This window comes from Burkholderia sp. Z1, from assembly GCF_014893795.1.
Taxonomy (GTDB): Bacteria; Pseudomonadota; Gammaproteobacteria; order Burkholderiales; family Burkholderiaceae; genus Burkholderia; species Burkholderia theae.
In genome coordinates, this window is the sequence record NZ_JACFYL010000001.1 from 1,103,657 (window position 1) to 1,123,004 (window position 19,348).

Annotated in this window: 17 protein-coding genes; 16 read left to right on the forward strand and 1 reads right to left on the reverse strand. The window is 65.2% G+C overall.

What is annotated here, in order from left to right; translation table 11 throughout:
* The first annotated feature begins 199 nt into the window (after positions 1 to 199).
* The 16 genes from gyrA to cysM all read left to right on the forward strand — a co-directional run bounded on the left by gyrA (position 200) and on the right by cysM (position 17,963).
* On the forward strand, positions 200 to 2,803 hold the full coding sequence (gene gyrA, locus H3H55_RS05095) for a DNA gyrase subunit A (protein WP_129514003.1): 2,604 nt from the start codon (positions 200 to 202) through the stop codon (positions 2,801 to 2,803).
* Positions 2,804 to 2,886: 83 nt separating this feature from the next.
* Positions 2,887 to 3,486 carry a DUF2059 domain-containing protein gene (locus H3H55_RS05100; RefSeq protein WP_048249730.1) on the forward strand — a complete coding sequence of 200 codons (600 nt, stop codon included), beginning with the start codon at positions 2,887 to 2,889 and terminating at the stop codon, positions 3,484 to 3,486.
* Positions 3,487 to 3,642: 156 nt separating this feature from the next.
* Positions 3,643 to 4,725 carry a 3-phosphoserine/phosphohydroxythreonine transaminase gene (gene serC / locus H3H55_RS05105; RefSeq protein WP_193097873.1) on the forward strand — a complete coding sequence of 361 codons (1,083 nt, stop codon included), beginning with the start codon at positions 3,643 to 3,645 and terminating at the stop codon, positions 4,723 to 4,725.
* A 33-nt stretch (positions 4,726 to 4,758) separates the two neighbouring features.
* Entirely contained in the window at positions 4,759 to 5,841 is a 1,083-nt protein-coding gene (gene pheA / locus H3H55_RS05110) for a prephenate dehydratase (protein ID WP_193097874.1), read from the forward strand.
* A gap of 191 nt (positions 5,842 to 6,032) precedes the next feature.
* Positions 6,033 to 6,959 (forward strand): prephenate dehydrogenase, encoded by a 927-nt coding sequence (locus tag H3H55_RS05115; protein WP_193097875.1) that lies wholly within the window; start codon positions 6,033 to 6,035, stop codon positions 6,957 to 6,959.
* 13 nt (positions 6,960 to 6,972) lie between these two features.
* Positions 6,973 to 8,277, forward strand: a complete 1,305-nt coding sequence (gene aroA, locus H3H55_RS05120; protein ID WP_193097876.1) for a 3-phosphoshikimate 1-carboxyvinyltransferase — start codon at positions 6,973 to 6,975, stop codon at positions 8,275 to 8,277.
* A 13-nt stretch (positions 8,278 to 8,290) separates the two neighbouring features.
* A complete protein-coding gene (cmk, locus tag H3H55_RS05125) occupies positions 8,291 to 8,977 on the forward strand; it encodes a (d)CMP kinase (protein WP_006476573.1) in 687 nt (228 codons plus the stop codon).
* A gap of 142 nt (positions 8,978 to 9,119) precedes the next feature.
* Positions 9,120 to 10,832: a 30S ribosomal protein S1 gene (rpsA, locus tag H3H55_RS05130; protein ID WP_048249727.1), complete on the forward strand. Its 1,713-nt coding sequence runs from the start codon at positions 9,120 to 9,122 to the stop codon at positions 10,830 to 10,832.
* Positions 10,833 to 10,854: 22 nt separating this feature from the next.
* Positions 10,855 to 11,178 carry an integration host factor subunit beta gene (locus H3H55_RS05135; RefSeq protein ID WP_006486894.1) on the forward strand — a complete coding sequence of 108 codons (324 nt, stop codon included), beginning with the start codon at positions 10,855 to 10,857 and terminating at the stop codon, positions 11,176 to 11,178.
* Positions 11,179 to 11,387: 209 nt separating this feature from the next.
* On the forward strand, positions 11,388 to 11,681 hold the full coding sequence (locus H3H55_RS05140) for a lipopolysaccharide assembly protein LapA domain-containing protein (RefSeq protein WP_048249627.1): 294 nt from the start codon (positions 11,388 to 11,390) through the stop codon (positions 11,679 to 11,681).
* Between the two features lie 53 nt (positions 11,682 to 11,734).
* Positions 11,735 to 12,907 (forward strand): lipopolysaccharide assembly protein LapB, encoded by a 1,173-nt coding sequence (gene lapB, locus H3H55_RS05145; RefSeq protein WP_193097877.1) that lies wholly within the window; start codon positions 11,735 to 11,737, stop codon positions 12,905 to 12,907.
* A 90-nt stretch (positions 12,908 to 12,997) separates the two neighbouring features.
* Positions 12,998 to 14,398, forward strand: a complete 1,401-nt coding sequence (locus H3H55_RS05150; protein WP_193097878.1) for a UDP-glucose dehydrogenase family protein — start codon at positions 12,998 to 13,000, stop codon at positions 14,396 to 14,398.
* A 7-nt stretch (positions 14,399 to 14,405) separates the two neighbouring features.
* A complete protein-coding gene (gene rfaE1 / locus H3H55_RS05155; protein ID WP_051363294.1) occupies positions 14,406 to 15,356 on the forward strand; it encodes a D-glycero-beta-D-manno-heptose-7-phosphate kinase in 951 nt (316 codons plus the stop codon).
* A gap of 63 nt (positions 15,357 to 15,419) precedes the next feature.
* Positions 15,420 to 16,412, forward strand: coding sequence for an ADP-glyceromanno-heptose 6-epimerase (rfaD, locus tag H3H55_RS05160; protein ID WP_193097879.1), 993 nt, complete (start codon positions 15,420 to 15,422; stop codon positions 16,410 to 16,412).
* A gap of 74 nt (positions 16,413 to 16,486) precedes the next feature.
* Complete coding sequence (locus tag H3H55_RS05165; RefSeq protein ID WP_129514011.1) at positions 16,487 to 16,846, forward strand: ComEA family DNA-binding protein; 360 nt, start codon at positions 16,487 to 16,489, stop codon at positions 16,844 to 16,846.
* Between the two features lie 214 nt (positions 16,847 to 17,060).
* Complete coding sequence (gene cysM / locus H3H55_RS05170) at positions 17,061 to 17,963, forward strand: cysteine synthase CysM (RefSeq protein ID WP_048249622.1); 903 nt, start codon at positions 17,061 to 17,063, stop codon at positions 17,961 to 17,963.
* A gap of 76 nt (positions 17,964 to 18,039) precedes the next feature.
* On the opposite strand, the gene mltB is transcribed toward cysM, so the two are convergent.
* Positions 18,040 to 19,257 carry a lytic murein transglycosylase B gene (mltB, locus tag H3H55_RS05175; RefSeq protein ID WP_048249723.1) on the reverse strand — a complete coding sequence of 406 codons (1,218 nt, stop codon included), beginning with the start codon at positions 19,255 to 19,257 and terminating at the stop codon, positions 18,040 to 18,042.
* Positions 19,258 to 19,348 lie beyond the last annotated feature (91 nt).

Genomic DNA, 19,348 nt, shown 5'->3' on the forward strand with positions numbered 1-19,348 from the left:
GGCATGACGAAATCGCCTGCGACGTCGAGTCGCAGGCGATTTCGGTCGGCTCGCCGCCGCCACAATTTTCGCTATTTATATATAGAGGGGGAGGCGAATTGGCGGCTGATGGGCGCATGTTAGAATCTCGCGTTGCGTTGCGCATGCAGCGCCCACGCGTAAGGCGTTCGCCGTCTTCGCTCCGAAACGATACGGATACATGGATCAATTCGCCAAAGAGACCCTGCCCACCTCCCTAGAGGAGGAAATGCGCCGTTCGTATCTCGATTACGCGATGAGCGTGATCGTCGGACGTGCCCTTCCGGATGTCCGCGATGGCCTGAAGCCCGTGCACCGGCGTGTGTTGTTCGCGATGCACGAACTGAACAACGACTGGAACCGCGCGTACAAGAAATCGGCGCGTATCGTCGGTGACGTGATCGGTAAGTACCACCCTCACGGCGATACCGCGGTGTACGACACGATCGTGCGGATGGCGCAGGACTTCTCGCTGCGCTACATGCTGATCGACGGGCAAGGCAACTTCGGCTCGATCGACGGCGACAACGCCGCGGCGATGCGTTACACCGAAATTCGCATGGCGAAGATCGGTCACGAGCTGCTCGCCGACATCGACAAGGAAACGGTCGATTTCGAGCCGAACTACGACGGCAACGAAACGCAGCCGTCGGTCCTGCCGTCGCGCATTCCGAACCTGCTGATCAACGGCTCGTCGGGCATCGCGGTCGGCATGGCGACCAACATCCCGCCGCACAACCTGAACGAAGTCGTCGACGCGTGTCAGCACCTGCTGGGCAACCCGGAAGCGACGATCGACGAGCTGATCGAGATCATCCCGGCGCCGGACTTCCCGACGGCCGGCATCATCTACGGCGTCGCCGGCGTGCGCGATGGCTACCGCACCGGGCGCGGCCGCGTCGTGATGCGCGCGGCCACGCACTTCGAGGAGATCGACCGCGGCCAGCGGATGGCGATCATCGTCGACGAGCTGCCGTACCAGGTGAACAAACGCTCGCTGCTCGAGCGGATCGCCGAGCTCGTCAACGAGAAGAAGCTCGAAGGCATCTCCGACATCCGGGACGAGTCCGACAAGAGCGGCATGCGTGTCGTGATCGAACTCAAGCGCGGCGAAGTGCCGGAAGTGGTGCTGAACAACCTGTACAAGGCGACCCAGCTCCAGGACACGTTCGGCATGAACATGGTCGCGCTCGTCGACGGCCAGCCGAAGCTGCTGAACCTGAAGGAAATCCTGCAGTGCTTCCTGTCGCATCGACGCGAAGTGCTGACGCGCCGCACGATCTACGAACTGCGCAAGGCCCGCGAACGCGGCCACGTGCTCGAAGGTCTCGCGGTCGCGCTCGCGAACATCGACGAGTTCATCGCGATCATCAAGGCCGCGCCGACGCCGCCGATCGCGAAGCAGGAGTTGATGGCGAAGCCGTGGGATTCGTCGCTCGTGCGCGACATGCTGACGCGCGCCGAAGCCGAGAATGCATCGGCGGGCGGCCGCTCCGCGTATCGTCCGGAAGGCCTGAACCCCGCGTTCGGGATGCAGAACGACGGGCTGTACCGTCTGTCCGAGACGCAGGCCCAGGAAATCCTGCAGATGCGTCTGCAGCGCCTGACCGGTCTCGAGCAGGACAAGATCATCGGCGAATACCGCGAAGTGATGGCACAGATCGCCGACCTGCTGGACATCCTCGCGCGCCCCGAGCGGATCACGACGATGATCGGCGAGGAGCTGACCTCGGTGAAGGCCGAGTTCGGCGATGCGCGCCGCTCGAAGATCGAGCTGAACGCGACCGAACTGAACACCGAGGATCTGATCACGCCGCAGGACATGGTCGTCACGATGTCGCATGCGGGCTACGTGAAGTCGCAGCCGCTGTCCGAGTACCGCGCGCAGAAGCGCGGCGGTCGCGGCAAGCAGGCGACGCAGATGAAGGAAGACGACTGGATCGAGACGCTGTTCATCGCGAACACGCACGACTACATCCTGTGCTTCTCGAACCGTGGCCGTGTGTACTGGGTCAAGGTCTATGAAGTGCCGCAGGGCTCGCGCAACTCGCGTGGCCGCCCGATCGTCAACATGTTCCCGCTGCAGGATGGCGAGAAGATCAACGTCGTGCTGCCGGTCAAGGAATTCTCGGCCGACAAGTTCATTTTCATGGCGACGTCGCTCGGCACCGTGAAGAAGACGCCGCTCGAAGCGTTCAGCCGTCCGATGAAGAAGGGCATCATCGCGGTCGGCCTCGACGACGGCGACTTCCTGATCGGTGCGTCGATCACCGATGGCGCGCACGACGTGATGCTGTTCTCCGACGCCGGCAAGGCCGTGCGCTTCGACGAGAACGACGTGCGTCCGATGGGGCGCGAGGCGCGCGGCGTGCGCGGCATGCAGCTCGAGGACGGGCAGCAGGTCATCGCGATGCTGGTTGCCGGCAGCGAGGAGCAGACCGTGCTCACCGCGACCGAGAACGGCTTCGGCAAGCGTACGCCGATCACCGAATACACGCGTCACGGCCGCGGTACGAAGGGTATGATCGCGATCCAGACGTCCGAGCGCAACGGCAAGGTCGTGGCTGCAACGCTCGTCGACGCAGAGGATCAGATCATGCTGATCACGACGGCCGGCGTGTTGATTCGCACCCGCGTATCCGAGATCCGCGAGATGGGGCGTGCCACGCAAGGTGTTACACTCATCAGTCTCGATGAGGGTACCAAGCTCTCTGGCCTGCAGCAGATCGCGGAGGCCGAAGAGGGCGATGGCGAGGCCGACGAGGCGTCGGACGGCGAAGCCTGAAGAACGGATGAGACTCTGGCCGCCGCGGGCGCAAAGCGCCGCGGCCGGCGAGCAACCATTCATATTTCCAAAAGGGAGTGATGATGCAAAAGCAATTCAAGCAACTGGTTCTGCTGGCTGCACTGGTGCCGACGTTCGCGATGGCGCAAGCGCTGTCGAATTCCGCACCGGCGCCCGCCGCGGCAGCTGCGCCGATCGACGCCGACAAGAAGGCTGCGATCAAGGATCTGCTCGACGCGATCGACGCGCCGAAGCTCGTGTCGGCAATCGGCAACAGCGCCGAAATGCAGGCCAAGCAACTCGTGCCGGCGATCCTGTCGGACGCGCTGTCGGAAAACAAGACGATGAACGACAAGCAGAAGCAAGCTGCCGTTCCGACGCTGCAGAAGAATGCAGTGCCGAAGCTGGTTGACGGCGCAGGCAAGGTGTTCGGTACGCAGCAATTCCAGAACGACGCGATGTCGGCTCAGTACGACGCGTACGCGAAGTACTACAGCACGTCGGAGATCAAGGATCTGACGACGTTCTACAAGAGCCCGACGGGCCGCAAGTTCATCCAGGTTCAGGATCAGGTCGGTCGCGACGTGGTCAACGGCCTGATGCAGAAGTACATGCCGCAAGCGATCCAGGCGACGCGCACGCAGGCTGACAAGGAAGTTGCAGCAGTCAAGCCGGGCAAGTAAGCCGTCCGGGCACGCACCCGGCCATTCGGCCGGGTTTGGCGGGAGCCTGACGACAGTGCGATAATGGCCGTTTGCGCGCGAGCGCAAGCGGCCATTTCCATTCTGGCGCGGTTCTGCCGGCGGCAAGCCGGTCGCGTCCCTCCCGAGGTTTTCACGATGCGCGTCTTTAATTTCTCCGCCGGCCCCGCGGCGATGCCCGAGGAAGTGTTGCGGCAGGCCGCCGACGAAATGCTCGATTGGCACGGCAGCGGCATGAGCGTGATGGAGATGAGCCATCGCGGCAAGGAGTTCATGTCGATCCACGAGGCCGCGCTGACCGACCTGCGCGACCTGCTCGGCGTGCCGGCAAGCCACCGGATCCTGTTCCTGCAGGGCGGCGGTATCGCGGAAAATGCGATCGTGCCGATGAACCTGCTCGGGGCGCGCAAGACCGCCGACTTCGTCGTGACGGGCTCGTGGTCGCAGAAATCGTTCGGCGAGGCGAAGAAGTACGGTACACCGCATCTCGCCGCGACCGGCAAGACGGAAGACGGCTTCACGCGTGCGCCCGCACGCGCCGAATGGCAGCTGTCGGACGATCCGGCCTACGTGCATCTGTGCACCAACGAGACAATCGACGGCGTCGAGACGTTCGAGATTCCCGATCTCGGCGACGTGCCGCTGGTCGCGGATGTCTCGTCGCACATCCTGTCGCGCCCGATGGACGTCGCGAAATACGGCGTGCTGTTCGGCGGCGCGCAGAAGAACATCGGGATGGCCGGCGTGACGGTCGTGATCGTGCGCGAGGATCTTCTCGATCGCGCGCAGTCGATCTGCCCGTCCGCGTTCGAATGGAAGACCATCGCCGCGAACAACTCGCTGTACAACACGCCGCCCACCTACGCGATCTACATCGCGGGCCTCGTGTTCCAGTGGCTGAAGCGGCAGGGCGGCCTCGAAGCGATCGAGGCCCGCAATATCGAGAAGGCGAAGCTGCTCTACGACACGATCGATGCGAGCGGCTTCTATCTGAACAAGGTCGAGCCGGCAGCACGTTCGCGGATGAACGTGCCGTTTTTCCTGGCCGACGAAACGCGCAATGAAGACTTCCTTGCCGGCGCAAAGGCGCGCGGGCTGCTGCAGCTGAAGGGCCACAAGTCCGTCGGTGGCATGCGGGCGTCGATCTACAACGCGGTGCCGCTCGAGGGCGTGAAAGCGCTCGTCGAGTACATGAAGGACTTCGAGCAGCGCGGCGCCTGACGGCGACGCTGTTCAAACAGCACGGCAAAACGCATGGACGACGAACTGAATTCCCGCCTGAAACCGCTGCGCGATCGCATCGACGCGATCGACGCGCAGCTGATCGCGCTCCTGAACCAGCGCGCCGCGGTGGCGCTGGAGGTGGGCGAGGTCAAGAAGCATTTCAACGCGCCGGTGTTCCGGCCGGAGCGCGAGCTGCAGGTGATCGCGCGGCTGCAGGACATGAGCGCGGGGCCGCTCGCGAGCGAGCACATCAGCGCGATCTGGCGCGAGATCATGGCGGCGAGCCGCGCGCTCGAGCAGACGATCCACGTCGCGTTCCTCGGGCCGGTCGGCACGTACAGCGAGCAGGCGATGCTCGAGTATTTCGGCCAGTCGATCGAAGGGCTGCCGTGCCCGTCGATCGACGAGGTGTTCCGCTCGGTCGAGGCCGGCGCATCCGCGTTCGGCATCGCGCCGGTCGAGAATTCGACCGAAGGGGCCGTGTCGCGCACGCTCGACCTGCTGCTGCAGACGCAACTGCTGATCAGCGGCGAACTCGCGCTGCCTATCCATCACAACCTGCTCACGCAAAGCGGCACGCTCGACGGCGTGAAGCGCGTCTGCGCGCATGCGCAGGCACTTGCGCAATGCCAGCAGTGGCTCGCGGCGAATGCGCCGCAGCTCGAGCGGCAGGCCGTGGCGAGCAACGCGGAGGCCGCGCGTCTCGCGGCGGCCGATCCGAGCGTCGCGGCGATCGCGGGCGACCGCGCGGCCGCGCACTACGGCTTGCAGATCGCGTTCTCGCTGATCCAGGACGATCCGCACAACCGCACGCGCTTCGTGATCATCGGCAAGCAGCCGGCCGGGCCAAGCGGTCACGACCAGACGTCGCTGATCGTCTCGGTGAAGAACGAGCCGGGCGCCGTATTCAAGCTGCTCGAACCGCTTGCGCGGCACGGCGTGTCGATGACGCGCTTTGAGTCGCGTCCGGCGCGCGTCGGCACGTGGGAGTACTACTTCTACATCGACATCGAAGGGCACCGGGACGATGCGGCGGTCGCGGCCGCGCTCGCGGAGCTCGGCCAGAAGGCCGCGTTCCTGAAGATACTCGGCTCGTATCCGAGCGCACGCTGATGCGTGACGGCCCGTCGCCTGCATGCGCAGGCGTCGCGGCCGGGCGGGCAGGGCAGGGCAGGCCGGACGGCGCTGCCGAAGGCGGGTTCGGGCAGCACCCGGTGCAGGTTGCGCCGGGCGCGGGCCCGTTGCCCGGAATCTGGAATTCCGTGTGCGGGGCGTCGTTCCGCGCGCGTAACTTGGCTCTTGTCGTGTCAGGCTTTGCATTCAACAAACTGGTCATTTTCGGTGTCGGCCTGATCGGCGGATCGCTGGCTCGCGCGCTGCGCGAGCGCGCGCCGGGCGGCGCGGGCGAGATCGTCGGCGTGGGCCGCTCACGCGCATCGGTCGAGCGCGCGCTGTCGCTCGGCGTGATCGACCGCGCGGCGGCGCTCGACGACGACGCGCAGTTGCGCGACGCGCTTGCCGGCGCCGATCTCGTGCTGCTGGCCGCGCCTGTCGCGCAGACGGGGCCGCTGCTCGCGCGCATCGCGCCGTGGCTCGCCGATGCGACGATCGTCACCGATGCGGGCAGCACCAAGTCCGATGTCGTCGCGGCCGCGCGCGAAGCGCTCGGCGCGCGGATCGCGCAGTTCGTGCCGGGGCACCCGATCGCCGGTCGCGAGTCGAGCGGCGTCGAAGCCGCGTTGCCCGACCTGTACGTCGGCCGCAACGTCGTGCTGTGCCCGCTGCCGGAGAACGCGCCCGAATCGGTCGCGCGAATCGACGCGATGTGGCGCGCGACCGGCGCCGACGTGCGCACGATGAGCACCGAACAGCACGATCGCGTGTTTGCGTCGATCAGCCATCTGCCGCACGTGCTGTCGTTTGCGCTCGTCGAGCAGATCCTCGGCGAGGCGGACGCGGAACTGAAATTCTCGTATGCGGCGGGCGGTTTCCGCGATTTCACGCGCATCGCCGCGTCGAGCCCGGAGATGTGGCGCGACGTGTGCGTCGCGAACCGCGCGGCGCTGCTCGACGAACTCGACGGCTACACGCGCGTGCTCACGCGGCTGCGTGCGGCGATCGACGCCGGCGACGGCGCGGCGCTCGAAGCCGTGTTCACGCGCTCGCGCGCCGCGCGCAAGGCATGGCAGGAGCGCGGCGGCAAGCCCGCTGCCGAACCGGACAAGAAATAACAGGACGATTCCCATGGACTATCTCGATCTCGGCCCGTACTCCAGCGCATCGGGCACCGTGCGCCTGCCCGGCTCGAAGAGCATTTCGAACCGCGTGCTGCTGCTCGCGGCGCTTGCCGAAGGCGAAACGACGATCACGAATCTGCTCGACTCCGACGACACGCGCGTGATGCTCGATGCACTCGGCAAGCTCGGCGTGAAGCTCGCGCGCGACGCCGACACCTGTGTCGTCACGGGCACGCGCGGCGCGTTCACCGCGAAGACGGCCGACCTGTTCCTCGGCAACGCGGGCACGGCCGTGCGGCCGCTGACCGCCGCGCTTGCGGTGAACGGCGGCGAGTATCGCGTGCACGGCGTGCCGCGCATGCACGAGCGGCCGATCGGCGATCTCGTCGACGGCCTGCGGCAGATCGGCGCGCAGATCGACTACGAGCTGAATGACGGTTACCCGCCGCTGCTGATCAAGCCCGCGACGATCGCGGTCGACGCGCCGATCCGCGTGCGCGGCGACGTGTCGAGCCAGTTCCTCACCGCGTTGCTGATGACGCTGCCGCTCGTGAAGGCGAAGGACGGCAAGACCGTCGTCGAGGTCGACGGCGAACTGATCTCGAAGCCGTACATCGACATCACGATCCGGCTGATGGAGCGCTTCGGCGTGACGGTCGAGCGCGACGGCTGGCAGCGCTTCGTCGTGCCGGCCGGCGTCCGCTACCGCTCGCCGGGGCGGATCATGGTCGAGGGCGACGCGTCGTCGGCCTCGTACTTCCTCGCGGCCGGTGCGCTTGGCGGCGGCCCGCTGCGCGTTGAGGGCGTGGGGCGCGCGAGCATCCAGGGCGACGTCGGTTTCGCGAATGCGCTGATGCAGATGGGCGCGAACGTGACGATGGGCGACGACTGGATCGACGTGCGCGGCATAGGCCACGACCACGGCAAGCTCGAGCCGATCGACATGGATTTCAACCTGATCCCCGATGCGGCGATGACCATCGCGGTCGCGGCGCTGTTCGCGAACGGGACGAGCACGCTGCGCAACATCGCGAGCTGGCGCGTGAAGGAGACCGACCGCATCGCCGCGATGGCGACCGAACTGCGCAAGGTCGGCGCGATCGTCGAGGAAGGCCCCGACTATCTCGTCGTCACGCCGCCGGAAAAGCTCACGCCGAACGCGGCGATCGACACGTACGACGATCACCGGATGGCGATGTGCTTCTCGCTCGTCAGCCTGGGCGGCGTGCCCGTGCGGATCAACGATCCGAAGTGCGTCGGCAAGACGTTCCCCGACTATTTCGACCGCTTCGCCGCGCTCGCCAAAGCCTGACCCGACTGTTCCGATGAAATCGACCCGACCCTTTCACCCGACTCCCGTCATCACGATCGACGGCCCGACCGCTTCCGGCAAGGGCACGGTCGCGGCGCTCGTCGCCGCGCACCTCGGCTTCCACTTGCTCGACAGCGGTGCGCTGTACCGCCTCGCGGCACTCGCCAGCGTGCGCTACGGCATCGCGGCGGAGGACATCGACGCGCTCGTGAAGCTGATCGACGATCTCCACATCACGTTCCGCGAAGGCTGCGCGCAGCTCGACGGCGTCGATGTGTCGAACGACATTCGCGCCGAGGCGGTCGGCAACCGCGCATCGGCCATTGCCGTGCACGGGCCGGTGCGTACCGCGCTGGTCGCGCGCCAGCGCGCGTTCCGCAAGACGCCGGGCCTCGTTGCCGACGGGCGCGACATGGGGACGGTGATCTTCCCGGACGCCGTGCTGAAGGTGTTCCTGACGGCCAGCGCAGAGGCCCGCGCGACCAGACGGCATAAGCAATTGATGCAAAAAGGTTTTTCTGCTAATATAGATGACTTGCTCCGGGATCTTCGTGAACGTGATGCGCGCGACAGCAATCGCGCGGCCGCGCCGCTGAAGCCCGCGGCAGACGCCAAGCTGCTCGATACGTCGGCACTTTCGGTTGATGAAGCAGTCGACCAGGTGCTGCAGTGGTACCGGGCGCTCGGCCAGCCCGCCTGAAACGGCGGGCAGCGGTAGGTGCTCCGCGCCGTAAGCGCGGAGCGTGTTTCGAACCCTTAACCCCGTGTGGACCTCGATCTGGCCCTTTCAGCCTGCCATTCCGGCCGGCGTGGCACAGCGATCCATGCACTATCAGATTTTTATGTCCGACCTGCAAACCTCCACCCCGAATACCGAATCCTTTGCGGCTCTGTTCGAAGAGTCGCTGACCCGCCAAGACATGCGCGCCGGCGAAGTGATTTCCGCCGAAGTCGTGCGCGTCGACCACAACTTCGTGGTCGTCAATGCAGGCCTCAAGTCCGAGGCTTACATTCCGATCGAGGAATTCCTGAACGATCAGGGCGAGGTTGAGGTGCAGTCGGGCGATTTCGTGTCCGTCGCGATCGACGCACTCGAAAACGGCTACGGCGACACGATCCTGTCGCGCGACAAGGCGAAGCGCCTTGCATCGTGGCTGTCGCTGGAAAAGGCTCTCGACAACAACGAACTCGTCACCGGCACGATCACCGGCAAGGTGAAGGGCGGCATGACCGTGATGGTCAACGGCATCCGCGCGTTCCTGCCGGGTTCGCTGGTCGACACGCGTCCGGTCAAGGACACGACCCCGTACGAAGGCAAGACGCTCGAGTTCCGCGTGATCAAGCTCGATCGCAAGCGTAACAACGTCGTGCTGTCGCGTCGTGCAGTGATCGAAGCAACCCAAGGCGAAGAGCGCGCGAAGCTGCTCGAGACGCTGAAGGAAGGCGCGATCGTCAACGGCGTGGTCAAGAACATCACCGACTACGGCGCGTTCGTCGACCTCGGCGGCATCGACGGCCTGCTGCACATCACCGACATCGCATGGCGTCGTGTGCGTCACCCGAGCGAAGTCCTGTCGGTTGGCCAGGAAGTCACCGCGAAGATCCTCAAGTTCGACCAAGAGAAGAACCGCGTCTCGCTGGGCATCAAGCAACTGGGCGACGATCCGTGGGAAGGCATCTCGCGCCGTTACCCGTCGGGCACGCGCCTGTTCGGCAAGGTCACGAACATCACCGACTACGGCGCATTCGTCGAAGTGGAATCGGGCATCGAAGGCCTCGTCCACGTGTCGGAAATGGACTGGACCAACAAGAACGTTGCGCCGTCGAAGGTTGTCCAGCTGGGCGACGAAGTCGAAGTCATGGTCCTCGAGATCGACGAAGACCGTCGTCGTATCAGCCTCGGCATGAAGCAGTGCAAGCCGAATCCGTGGGATGACTTCAGCCGCAACTTCAAGAAGGGCGACAAGATCACGGGCGCAATCAAGTCGATCACCGACTTCGGCGTGTTCATCGGTCTGCCGGGCGGCATCGACGGCCTGGTCCACCTGTCGGACCTGTCGTGGAGCGAAACCGGCGAAGAAGCCGTTCGCAAGTACAAGAAGGGCGACGAAGTCGAAGCCATCGTGCTCGGTATCGACGTCGAGAAGGAGCGTATTTCGCTCGGCATCAAGCAGCTCGAAGGCGACCCGTTCAGCAACTACGTTGCAATGAACGACAAGGGCTCGATCGTCGACGGCGTCGTGAAGACGGTCGATGCGAAGGGTGCGGTCGTGACGCTGACGGGCGACGTCGAAGGCTACCTGCGTGCGTCGGAAATCGCGCAGGATCGTGTCGAAGACGCACGCAACGTGCTGAAGGAAGGCGACAAGGTCAACGCGATGGTGATCAACATCGATCGCAAGTCGCGTGGCATCAACCTGTCGATCAAGGCGAAGGATTCGGCTGAGCAACAGGAAGCGATCCGCGGCCTGCAAGCCGACACCAGCTCGGCTGCGACCGGTACGACCAACCTCGGCGCGCTGCTGAAGGCGAAGCTCGACGGCCAGAACCAGTAAGCCTCACGAGGTCTGCTGAAGTATGACCAAATCCGAGTTGGTCGCGCAGCTGGCATCGCGATTTCCGCAACTTGTCCTCAAGGATGCGGATTTCGCGGTGAAAACGATGCTCGATGCGATGTCTGACGCTCTGGCGAAAGGGCACCGCATCGAAATTCGGGGTTTCGGCAGCTTCGGTCTCAACCGTCGCCCGGCACGCGTCGGACGCAACCCGAAGTCGGGGGAGAAAGTGCAGGTGCCCGAGAAGTTCGTGCCGCACTTCAAGCCTGGCAAGGAATTGCGCGAACGCGTCGACGGCCGCGCCGGTGAACCGCTGAAGGCTGACGATCCGGACGACGAGCGTTGAGCGTCGTTCGGTTTGACCGGAACCCGTCCGGCGAAGGCTGAAAAGAAAAGCGCCCCTTGCGGGCGCTTTTTTCATTTTCGGCGACCGCGGCGCAACGGGGCGCGCAGGATGTGCGCAGCCGCGGAAACGCTTCCTTTACAATACGGGTCGATTCGGTGCGGCGAAGGGGAGTCGCGCGCCGCGGCAAACCTCAACAAAGAGAGGGTTTCATGAAGTTTATCGTCTGGCTGATCCGGGTATTGGTGTTCGTGCTGCTGCTGGTGCTTGCGCTGGCCAATACGCAAACCGCGACGCTGAATTTCGTTGCCGGCTACGCATGGCAAGCGCCGCTGATCCTGATCGGCCTGGCATTCTTCGCCGTGGGGCTGCTGGCCGGCCTGCTGTCCGCGCTGCCTTCGATCTTCCGCCTGCGTCTCGAGAACGGACGCCTGAAGCGCGATCTGCGCGCGGCGCGCGAAACGCCGACCGTCGTCGACCAGCCGCCGATGCCGCCCGTCATTTAACACGGATGCCGCGCGACAATCGCGCGGTTTTCGTCTCTGCTTCGATATTTCGCATGGATCTGGATTTCTGGTGGTTGCTCGCGATTCCGGTCGCGTTCGCGCTCGGTTGGGCGGCGTCACGCTATGACCTGAAGAATCTCCTGTCGGAGAGCGCCAACTTGCCGCGATCGTATTTTCGCGGCCTGAACTTTCTGTTGAACGAACAACCCGACAAGGCGATCGACGCATTCATCGAGGTTGCCAAGCTCGATCCCGAGACGGTCGAGCTGCACTTCGCACTCGGTAACCTGTTCCGCCGTCGCGGCGAAACCGACCGTGCGATTCGCGTGCACCAGAACCTGCTGAGCCGCACGGACCTGCCGGTCAACGAGCGCGACCACGCGCTGTACGAGCTCGGCCAGGATTTCCTCAAGGCCGGCCTGCTCGATCGCGCCGAGGAGGCGTTCCACAAGCTCGCCGACGGCGACTACGCGCTCGGCGCACAGCGGGCGCTGCTGACGATCTATGAGATCGAGAAGGACTGGAACAAGTCGATCGATACCGCGAAACGCATCGAGTCGATGAGCGACAAACCGCTCGGCGCTGAAATCGCGCAGTTTCACTGCGAGCTCGCGCAGGACGCGCTGCAGCGCAAGAACGCAGCCGCGGCGGCCGAACAGCTGCAGCTCGCGCTGACCGTGAACCCGCAGAACGTTCGCGCGACGATCCTGTCCGGCGATGCCGCGCAGGCGGACGGCAACCACGCGGCCGCGATCGAGCACTGGAAGCGCGTCGAAGCGCAGAACCCGGCGTATCTGCCGCTCGTCGCCGACAAGCTGATGAAGGCCTATGTCGCGCTCGGCAAGAACGTTGAAGGCGCCGAGCTGCTGATGGGGTATGTCGATCGCTATCCGTCGAACGACCTGCTCGACGTCGCGTATCAGCACATTGCGGGGTTGCGCGGCCAGGACGCGGCGCACACGCTCGCACGCACGCAGATGGAGAAATCGCCGAACCTGTCGGGGATGCTGCACCTGCTCGATGCGCAGATCGCGGCGGCTGACGAGCCACGCCGTAAGGAACTTGAAATGATGCGTGCGCTGATCAAGCAGCGCACGAAAAATCTGCCACGGTATACGTGCCAGAATTGCGGTTTCCGGGCACGCCTCTTCTACTGGCAGTGCCCCGGATGCAGCGGCTGGGAAACCTATGCGCCGCGCCGCGTCGAACCTGCGATGCCGGGCTGATCCCGGCACGCGGAGCCAACGCGCTGCGGTTGCCGCCGGGCTCGTCCCGGCGGCCAAGTTAGTCAATTACCGGGAAGTACCGGAACATCTATGAAAATCACCATCATCGGCACCGGCTACGTCGGTCTAGTCACGGGCGCATGCCTCGCGGAGATCGGTCACGACGTCTTCTGTCTCGACGTCGATCCGCGCAAGATCGACATCCTGAACAACGGCGGGATGCCGATTCACGAACCGGGGCTGCTGGACATCATCGCGCGTAACCGCGCGGCGGGGCGGTTGCGCTTCTCGACCGACATCGAGGCGAGCGTCGCGCACGGCGAGATTCAGTTCATTGCGGTCGGCACGCCGCCCGACGAGGACGGCTCGGCCGACCTGCAATACGTGCTCGAGGCCGCCCGCAACATCGGTCGCCACATGACGAGCTTCAAGGTGATCGTCGACAAGTCGACGGTGCCGGTCGGCACCGCGCAGCGCGTGCGCGGCGTGGTCGACGAAGCGCTTGCCGCTCGCGGGCTCGCGGGCAGCGTCGCGCATCGCTTCTCGGTCGTGTCGAACCCGGAATTCCTGAAGGAAGGCGCCGCGGTCGAGGACTTCATGCGTCCGGACCGGATCATCATCGGCGTCGACGACGACGAGACGGGCACGATCGCGCGCGAGAAGATCAAGAAGCTTTACGCGCCGTTCAACCGCAACCACGAACGCACGATCTACATGGACGTGCGTTCGGCCGAATTCGCGAAATATGCGGCGAATGCGATGCTTGCGACGCGTATCTCGTTCATGAACGAGATGTCGAATCTCGCCGACAAGGTCGGTGCCGACATCGAGGCCGTGCGCCGCGGAATCGGCTCCGATCCGCGCATTGGCTACCATTTCCTGTACGCAGGTGTCGGCTATGGCGGCTCGTGCTTCCCGAAGGACGTCCAGGCGCTGATCCGCACCGCAGGCGAGAACGGCCAGCCGCTGCGCATCCTGGAAGCCGTCGAGGCGGCCAACCATGCGCAGAAGGACGTGCTGATCGGCAAGATCGAGCAGCGCTTCGGCGCCGATCTCACCGGCCGCGAGTTCGCGGTCTGGGGTCTGGCGTTCAAGCCGAACACCGACGACATGCGCGAGGCGCCGAGCCGCCGCCTGATCGCCGCGCTGCTCGAGCGCGGCGCGACCGTGCGCGCGTACGATCCGGTCGCGGTCGACGAGGCGCGGCGCGTGTTCGCGCTGGATTTCGACGGCAATCCGGACGCGCTGGCGCGGCTGCATCTCGTCGATACGCAGGACGTCGCCGTGACGGGCGCGGACGCGCTCGTGATCGTGACCGAATGGAAGGAATTCCGGAGCCCCGATTTCACGCGCCTGAAGGCCGAACTGAAGGCGCCGGTGATCTTCGACGGGCGCAACCTGTACGAGCCGGACGCGATGGCCGAACTGGGCATCGACTACTACGCGATCGGACGGCCGTATGTCGATCCCCAGTCGTCTTCCCGTGGCTGACCCTACGATGAATACTCTTCGCGAAGTCGTTCCGGTGCCGCGCGCGCAGCTCGCGCGCTCGCGCGTGCTTGTCGTCGGCGACGTGATGCTCGATCGTTACTGGTTCGGCAACGTCGATCGCATTTCGCCGGAAGCGCCCGTGCCGGTCGTGCATGTGCAGCGTCAGGAAGAGCGGCTCGGCGGTGCGGCGAACGTCGCGCGCAATGCCGTGACGCTCGGCGGCCAGGCCGGGTTGCTGTGCGTCGTCGGTTGCGACGAACCCGGCGAGCGGATCGTCGAGCTGCTCGGCAGCAGTGGCGTGACGCCTCATCTCGAGCGCGACCCGGCGCTGCCGACCACGATCAAGCTGCGTGTGCTCGCGCGCCAGCAGCAACTGCTGCGCGTCGACTTCGAGGCGATGCCGACGCATGAAGTGCTGCTCGCGGGGCTTGCGCGCTTCGACGCGCTGCTGCCGCAGCACGACGTCGTGCTGATGTCGGATTACGCGAAAGGCGGCCTGACGCACGTCACGACGATGATCGAGAAGGCGCGTGCGGCCGGCAAGTCCGTTCTGGTCGACCCGAAGGGCGACGACTGGGCACGCTATCGCGGCGCGTCGCTGATCACGCCGAATCGCGCGGAATTGCGCGAAGTGGTCGGGCAGTGGAAGTCGGAAGACGATCTGCGTGCGCGGGTTGCGAAGCTGCGTGCGGAACTCGACATCGACGCGCTGCTGCTCACGCGCTCGGAAGAGGGAATGACGCTTTTTTCCGCCACCGGCGAACTGCATGCACCGGCGCTCGCGCGCGAGGTGTTCGACGTGTCGGGCGCGGGCGATACCGTGATCGCGACGGTCGCGACGATGCTCGGCGCGGGCGTACCGCTGGTCGATGCCGTGGTACTCGCGAATCGCGCGGCAGGCATCGTGGTCGGCAAGCTCGGCACGGCCACGGTGGACTACGACGAACTGTTTCACTGAGCGCATTCGGCGGCGCGACGAGCGCGCCGCACGAGTGGCTCGCATTTTTCAGGCAGGACGATCATGACCCTCATCGTCACCGGCGCAGCCGGTTTTATCGGCGCGAACATCGTCAAGGCGCTCAACGAGCGCGGCGAGACGCGCATCATCGCGGTCGACAACCTGACGCGCGCGGACAAGTTCCGCAATCTCGTCGATTGCGAGATCGACGACTATCTCGACAAGACGGAATTCGTCGAACGCTTCGCGCGCGGCGATTTCGGCAAGGTACGCGCGGTGTTCCACGAAGGCGCCTGTTCGGACACGATGGAAACCGACGGCCGCTACATGATGGACAACAACTTCCGCTACAGCCGCGCGGTGCTCGACGCATGCCTCGCACAGGGCGCGCAGTTCCTGTACGCATCGTCGGCCGCGATCTACGGCGGCTCGACGCGATTCGTCGAGGAGCGCGAGGTCGAGGCGCCGCTGAACGTCTACGGCTATTCGAAGTTCCTGTTCGACCAGGTGATTCGCCGCGTGCTGCCGACCGCGAAGAGCCAGATCGCCGGCTTCCGCTATTTCAACGTGTACGGCCCGCGCGAGACGCACAAGGGGCGCATGGCGTCGGTTGCGTTCCACAACTTCAACCAGTTCCGCGCGGAAGGCAAGGTGAAGCTGTTCGGCGAGTACAACGGTTATGCGCCGGGCGAGCAGACGCGCGATTTCGTGTCGGTCGAGGACGTGACGAAGGTGAACCTGTTCTTCTTCGATCATCCGGAGAAATCGGGCATCTTCAACCTCGGCACGGGCCGTGCTCAGCCGTTCAACGATATCGCGTCGACGGTCGTGAACACGCTGCGCGCGCTCGACAACCTGCCGCCGCTGACGCTCGCGCAGCAGGTCGAGCAGGGGCTGGTCGAATACGTGCCGTTTCCCGATGCGCTGCGCGGCAAGTACCAGTGCTTCACGCAGGCCGACCAGACGAAGCTGCGCGCGGCCGGCTACGACACGCCGTTCCTGACCGTGCAGGAAGGCGTCGACCGCTACGTCCGTTGGCTGTCCGGCCAGGTTTAAGCGGACGCGTTGCATCGATAGACTGGGTCTCACGGTCGGCAGCCGCCGGCCGTTTTTCATCGGAGATCCAGCACATGATCAGGAAATGGTTTGCCGCAGCGGCCATGTTCGGCGCGATCGCGTCGGCCTGGGCGGCCGTCGACGTCAACACGGCGAACGAGGATGCGCTCGTCGGCATCAAGGGCATCGGCCCGGCGCGGGCGAAAGCGATTCTCGACGAACGCGGCGCACGCGGTCCGTTCAGGAATGCGGACGATCTCGCGTCACGCGTGAAAGGCATGGGCGGCCATACCGTCGAGCGACTTCAGCAGCAAGGGCTGACGATAGGCGCGGCCGGGTCAGGCGCGGCGGGCTCAGGCACGGCCCCGTCGGCCGCGGCCAAGCCGGCAGCAGCAAAGCCTGCCGCCGCGCCTGCCCGCACCGCGCAGAAGTAACGCGCAGCGCGCGACAGACACAGAGCTCCTTCAGTCGCCGTCGTTGCGACGGCTTCCCGCGGCATGCCGCGGGTTTTTTGCGTGCGTACTACATGCGCGGCGCTTACGCATCGCGCGGCACGCGTATTCCATCGTCTCAAAGGGGTTGCCGGCGCGAGCGACGGTGCTGGTTTACAATCGATCGATTGATCGGCCTCGCACTCACGGTATCTCCATGGCTTACAAAACTATCGAAGACACGATCGGCAATACGCCGCTCGTGCAACTGGTCCGCTTGCCGGACGACGAGATTCGCGCGCGCAACAACGTGGTGCTCGCGAAGCTCGAAGGCAACAACCCGGCCGGTTCCGTGAAGGATCGCCCGGCGCTGTCGATGATCAGCAAGGCCGAGGCGCGCGGGCGCATCAAGCCGGGCGATACGCTGATCGAGGCGACGAGCGGCAACACGGGCATCGCGCTGGCGATGGCCGCGGCGATCCGCGGCTACAAGATGGTGCTGATCATGCCGGAGGATCTGTCGGTCGAGCGCCGTCAGAGCATGGCCGCTTATGGCGCCGAAATCGTCCTGACGCCCGTGAAGGGCGGGATGGAACTGGCGCGCGATCTCGCGGACCAGATGCAGCGCGAAGGCAAGGGCGTGATCCTCGACCAGTTCGCGAACCCCGACAATCCCATTGCGCACTACGAAGCGACGGGCCCGGAAATCTGGCGCGATACCGAAGGGCGCATCACGCACTTCGTGTCGGCCATGGGCACGACGGGCACGATCATGGGCACGTCGCGTTACCTGAAGGAACAGAATCCGGCGATCGAGATCGTCGGTGCGCAGCCGGAAGACGGCTCGCGCATTCCGGGCATTCGCAAGTGGCCGGAAGCGTACATGCCGACGATCTTCGATCGCAGCCGTGTCGACCGCGTCGAGAGCGTGAGCCAGGCCGCGTCGGAAACGATGGCGCGCCGGCTCGCGGCGGTCGAAGGCATCTTCGCGGGCATTTCGTCGGGCGGCGCGTGCGAAGTCGCGATGCGCATCGCGCGTCAGGTCGAGAATGCGACGATCGTGTTCATCATCTGCGATCGCGGCGACCGTTACCTGTCCACGGGTGTGTTCCCCGCGTGAGCGCGGGTTTGCATGCGTCGCGCATGCGATAAAAAAACGCCGCATGAGCGGCGTTTTTTCTTTGGGCGGGCGGTGCTTACTGCGACTGCGCGTCGGCGTCGGCCGGGCTCAGTGCGCCGCTCGCTTCCATCTGCGCCTTCACGGCTTCGCCGAGCTGGTACACGGTGAGTGCGTAGAAGAAACTGCGGTTGTAGCGCGTCAGCACGTAGAAATTCTTGAGACCGAGCATGTATTCCGTCGCGCGCCCCGGCGACGGCAGGTCGACCACGGTCACGGGCGTGCCGGCTTCGGTGGTGATGTTGACCGTCGGCTCGTTCAGCGTCATGCCCGCGCGCAGCAGCTGCGACAGTGCCCAGTGCGGTTCGGGCTGGCCGTCGGCGGCGGCTTGTGCGATGCCCAGGCTGCCCGTATCGGGCGTGATCTGCCAGACCACCGGACGATCGGTTTCCCAGCCGTGCTGCTTCAGGTAGTTCGCGACGCTGCCGATCGCGTCGACCGGGCTGCTGCGCAGATCGACATGGCCCGTGCCGTCGAAGTCGACCGCATATTCGCGGATGCTGCTCGGCAGGAACTGCGGAATCCCGATTGCGCCCGTATACGAACCGAGCACGGTGGTCGGATCGAGCTGGTTGTCGCGAGTCCAGACCAGGAAATCCTCGAGGTTCTTGCGGAACGTCGCCTGGCGGCTGTCGCGATTCGGCGTGTCCGGGTAATCGAACGTGAGCGTCGTCAGCGCGTCGAGCACGCGGAAATTGCCCATGTAGCGGCCGTAGATCGTCTCGACGCCGATGATGCCGACGATCACCTCGGGCGGCACGCCGAATTCCGCGGAGGCGCGCTGCAGCGTTGCCTGGTTCGCTTTCCAGAATTTCACGCCCGCGTTGATGCGAATCGGCTCGATGAAGCGCGAGCGATAAACGCGCCAGTTCTTGACCGTCGGCGACGCGGCGGGCTTCACGAGCTTGACGGCCGTCGCCGAATAGCTGATGCGCGAGAACAGCGCATGCAGGCTCGTGGAGTCGAAGCCGTTGCGGCTGACCATTTCGTCGATGAACGCGTCGACCTTCGCGTTGTTCGCGTAACGCTGCGGAACGATTTCCTCTTCGAAGGTCTGGCCCGGCGGCGACGGCTGCTGGGGCTGTGCCTGCGCGACGAGCTTGCCGGCGGACTTCGCGGGTTGCGTCTGCGCGCCGGCGGGCGTGGCGCCGAGGGCCGCGACGACGGCGGCGGCAACGAGCGGGCCGCGAACACGGAACAGCGCGGAGAGAAGGGCGGCAGGCTTGCTGGAATTCATGTCGAAGCGGGCGGACAGGGCGATTGTGTTCGGCGCAGTATACCTGCGCATCTGGCGCGTCGGGGCGAAGCGGGCCCCCGTTGTGGTAAGT

Excerpts from the sequence above, each read along its gene's own strand:
- H3H55_RS05100 (WP_048249730.1), top strand. The coding sequence starts at position 2,887 with ATGCAAAAGCAATTCAAGCAACTGGTTCTGCTGGCTGCACTGGTGCCG.
- mltB (WP_048249723.1), bottom strand. The coding sequence starts at position 19,257 with ATGAATTCCAGCAAGCCTGCCGCCCTTCTCTCCGCGCTGTTCCGTGTT.
- lapB (WP_193097877.1), top strand. The coding sequence starts at position 11,735 with ATGGATCTGGATTTCTGGTGGTTGCTCGCGATTCCGGTCGCGTTCGCG.
- serC (WP_193097873.1), top strand. The coding sequence starts at position 3,643 with ATGCGCGTCTTTAATTTCTCCGCCGGCCCCGCGGCGATGCCCGAGGAA.
- H3H55_RS05140 (WP_048249627.1), top strand. The coding sequence starts at position 11,388 with ATGAAGTTTATCGTCTGGCTGATCCGGGTATTGGTGTTCGTGCTGCTG.
- rfaE1 (WP_051363294.1), top strand. The coding sequence starts at position 14,406 with ATGAATACTCTTCGCGAAGTCGTTCCGGTGCCGCGCGCGCAGCTCGCG.
- cysM (WP_048249622.1), top strand. The coding sequence starts at position 17,061 with ATGGCTTACAAAACTATCGAAGACACGATCGGCAATACGCCGCTCGTG.
- aroA (WP_193097876.1), top strand. The coding sequence starts at position 6,973 with ATGGACTATCTCGATCTCGGCCCGTACTCCAGCGCATCGGGCACCGTG.
- pheA (WP_193097874.1), top strand. The coding sequence starts at position 4,759 with ATGGACGACGAACTGAATTCCCGCCTGAAACCGCTGCGCGATCGCATC.
- cmk (WP_006476573.1), top strand. The coding sequence starts at position 8,291 with ATGAAATCGACCCGACCCTTTCACCCGACTCCCGTCATCACGATCGAC.
- rfaD (WP_193097879.1), top strand. The coding sequence starts at position 15,420 with ATGACCCTCATCGTCACCGGCGCAGCCGGTTTTATCGGCGCGAACATC.
- gyrA (WP_129514003.1), top strand. The coding sequence starts at position 200 with ATGGATCAATTCGCCAAAGAGACCCTGCCCACCTCCCTAGAGGAGGAA.
- H3H55_RS05150 (WP_193097878.1), top strand. The coding sequence starts at position 12,998 with ATGAAAATCACCATCATCGGCACCGGCTACGTCGGTCTAGTCACGGGC.
- H3H55_RS05165 (WP_129514011.1), top strand. The coding sequence starts at position 16,487 with ATGATCAGGAAATGGTTTGCCGCAGCGGCCATGTTCGGCGCGATCGCG.
- H3H55_RS05135 (WP_006486894.1), top strand. The coding sequence starts at position 10,855 with ATGACCAAATCCGAGTTGGTCGCGCAGCTGGCATCGCGATTTCCGCAA.
- rpsA (WP_048249727.1), top strand. The coding sequence starts at position 9,120 with ATGTCCGACCTGCAAACCTCCACCCCGAATACCGAATCCTTTGCGGCT.